Origin of the sequence: Paraburkholderia sp. (genome assembly GCF_050742655.1) — a bacterium.
GTDB lineage: Bacteria > Pseudomonadota > Gammaproteobacteria > Burkholderiales > Burkholderiaceae > Paraburkholderia.
In genome coordinates this window covers 1-2,916 of the sequence record NZ_JBOIGG010000053.1, presented here as the reverse complement: position 1 = coordinate 2,916, position 2,916 = coordinate 1, and the positions used below count along the sequence as shown (strand labels likewise).

At 55.2% G+C, this 2,916-nt stretch carries 2 protein-coding genes and 1 pseudogene; 1 reads left to right on the top strand and 2 read right to left on the bottom strand.

Annotated features, from left to right (window positions below):
- Positions 1-93 precede the first annotated feature (93 nt).
- A pseudogene (locus tag ACREXZ_RS30660) lies at positions 94-1,085 on the top strand (IS630 family transposase).
- Between the two features lie 306 nt (positions 1,086-1,391).
- On the opposite strand, the gene ACREXZ_RS30655 reads toward ACREXZ_RS30660, so the two are convergent.
- Positions 1,392-1,574 carry a hypothetical protein gene (locus ACREXZ_RS30655; protein WP_431767884.1) on the bottom strand — a complete coding sequence of 61 codons (183 nt, stop codon included), beginning with the start codon at positions 1,572-1,574 and terminating at the stop codon, positions 1,392-1,394.
- Positions 1,575-1,753: 179 nt separating this feature from the next.
- Positions 1,754-2,815, bottom strand: a complete 1,062-nt coding sequence (locus tag ACREXZ_RS30650) for an XRE family transcriptional regulator (protein WP_431767883.1) — start codon at positions 2,813-2,815, stop codon at positions 1,754-1,756.
- Positions 2,816-2,916 lie beyond the last annotated feature (101 nt).

Here is a 2,916-nt window from a genome sequence, read left to right as displayed (position 1 = left end):
TAGAGCGGGTCCCGAAAAGGCGGAATCGGGAGGGGATTCCCGAATCGGCCGAATCGTGATTCACCCTGTTGGCTGGAAAGGAGGCCGGCATGGATGGCAAAACCCTATTCGCAAGATTTACGCGGCCGCCTGGTGCGGGCGGTTCTGGCAGGTCAGTCCCGGCGCAAGGCGGCGCGCAGCTTTGAGGTCAGTGCGAGCTGCGTGATCAAGCTCATGCAGCAGGTTGCGACAACCGGCGGTTGTCTGCCGCAAAAGTTTGGCGGCCATAAGCGGCACGCGCTGGCTGCGCATGAAGACAAGGTGCGGGCGTTGGTGGCGGCGGAGCCCGACCTGACGATCACGGAGTTGTGGAAAAAGTTGACGGCGCTCGAGATCAAAGCCGGGCGGTCCGCCGTCGGACGCTTTTTGCGGCATCTGCAATTGACCTTTAAAAAAAACTCTGCACGCCACGGAACAGGAAAGGCCCGATGTTCAGCCCTTCGGCGAGCTCAGGAGCCCGTCACGCCTGGCGCGAGATGCAGAAAGGCCTTGATCCTAAAAAGCTTGTGTTCATCGACGAGACCTGGGCTTCGACCAACATGACGCCCCGCTATGGGCGTTGCGAGAGAGGCAAAAGGTTGCTCGCTGACACGCCTTTCGGTCATTGGAAGACGACGACATTCGTGGCCGCCTTGCGTCACGACGGCATCACCGCGCCTTGTGTCTTCGATGGCCCGATCAATGGCGCAAAGTTCCTTGCTTATGTCGAACAGGTTCTCGTTCCGGCCTTGTCGCCTGGCGACATCGTGGTGATGGACAACTCTCCGCCCGCCAGGGGCGTCTGGCGTGCTCCGCTCGGTTCCCATAAAGTCGCAGGCGTTCGCAAAGCCATCGAGGCCGCCGGGGCGGCACGCTGCTTTTTGCCAGCCTACAGCCCTGACTTCGACCCGATAGAACAGGTTTTCGCCAAGCTGAAAAATACGTTACGCAAAATGTCCAGCCGAACCGTCGACGCACTGTGGGACGCCATCGGAACCGCTCTCGACGACTTCCCCCCGACCGAATGTTTCAATTATTTCCGCAACGCAGGATATGGTTCCACCTAATCGGGACCCGCTCTAGCCCTGAACTCAACGCGCAGGTCCTTCGACGGGCTCAGGATGTCTGGCAGTACCTGCGGCAAAACTACCTCGCAGGGCGCATCTTCGATACCTATACCTCTATTGTCGATGCTTGCTGCGCGGCGTGCAACGCCCTAACAGCTGAAACAGGCCGCATCGCCTCTCTCGCTTCTCGCGCCTGGCTGTCGTGGATACCTTCATAGGGCCGTTGGTATTAGAGCCTCTGTTGTATTCTGATATGAAGGCTCGCTGTGAAATTTGCATATCCTTGGCACATTTGACATACGGCTCTCAATTCCAGTCCGTCTTTCCAACCTCAATGACCATTTGTGCTTCATTACTCTTAATGCAGTCGCCTATTTGTCCAGGAATGTGCGTCATTTCATCGTATATCTCTTTGGTTACCGCTATGCTACCTGTACTGATGACAAATTTTACCGTTGTCCACATTGAATCATAAATATCTTCTGGCATCGTTTCCAGATGGTTCGATATACCCGACGTGTCGAAGCAATATTTCTTCATGATACTGGAAAGTTATCTCTTATATCATTGAGATGACTTATGTTCTTGATGCCCATATATTCTGCAGCGTTGTGGTTTGTGATCTTACCAATGGACCACGCCTCAAGAACAAGGCCGGTGTATAGGTCTCAGAGCCACGACCTATATCGACTTCCGTAGTATCTTGCCCTTGCGAATGAACGGTATTCGCGTTCATCTGCGTCAAATTGAGGCTTCTTTATTTGCCAATAGTAAGATGAACGCACATACCCCAGGTGAACTAGTCGGATCAGCATCGCGTGTGGGCTGACGCGGAAAATCTCAGCCAGCCGATTCAGGTGCTCATTGGAGATTGAGTCCGCGGGGAGCGCTGGCCTGTTGTCAAATACGGCTTCGATTTGCTCCGCTGGCATAAGGAACGCAGCCGCGAATTTGTCGGCCCATTTTTCGACCGGACTTCCGTCGTATTCGACACTCCGATGGCCTGTAATACCGCTCTGTTTTGTGATGACGTGAGCGAGCTCATGCGCGAGAGTGAACGCCTGAGCAGAGGGCGCTTCATTGCGGAATACGATAATCGGAAGCGGGGAGACGGCAATGCATATGCCGCGAACGCCAAGTTCCTTAAGATCGGGGTCCTTTAGGGTAAGAATCCCCAGTGTTTCGAATTTACGTCTCAGTATGTTGGGAAGTCCATCTGCCTGGGATTTGGTAAGGCTTATTTGATCTTGGATTGAAAACTTGATCGCCTCGCGGGCGGCTTTCGCGGCCTCGCTAGCATCTGACGACAGTGTCTTGAAAAGCGCCTGTGGAATTTGGGGCGCCTTTTCTCCGAGATCGTCGAGCAGACCCAATGCATTCAGGCGTTGGGTCTCCGCCCATTGCTGGATCGCCTGGAGTTCGCGATTTTCAGTCGGCGGTGTAACGCCTGCCTGCATCCTGTAATCCGGGACGAGAGTCGGAAGGGGAACCACCGGTAGTTCAGGAAGGAAAAATTCGAGGAAGGCGCGCCCGTAAAACTCGGCGAGAATACGCGCTTGACGAACCGTTGGTGCCGCGCCCGAATTTGTCTCCCAAGCGACGATATCCTCTGGCCTCTTATCGATCTTTGTCGCGGCTTCTTCGACGGTCCTGCCACGCCATTCACGCGCCGAACGCAGGACCTTTGGGTTCAGCCACGGATTTCTTTCCTGGGTGGCGGCGCCGCTCATGACGGAGTCCTACTCGAAAATCTGACGGTTGGGAATCCAACGCCCTGCGGCGCCGATGAAAGGAGACCCCCTGCGCTCATGGGACCGCTCTAGTTAGGTTC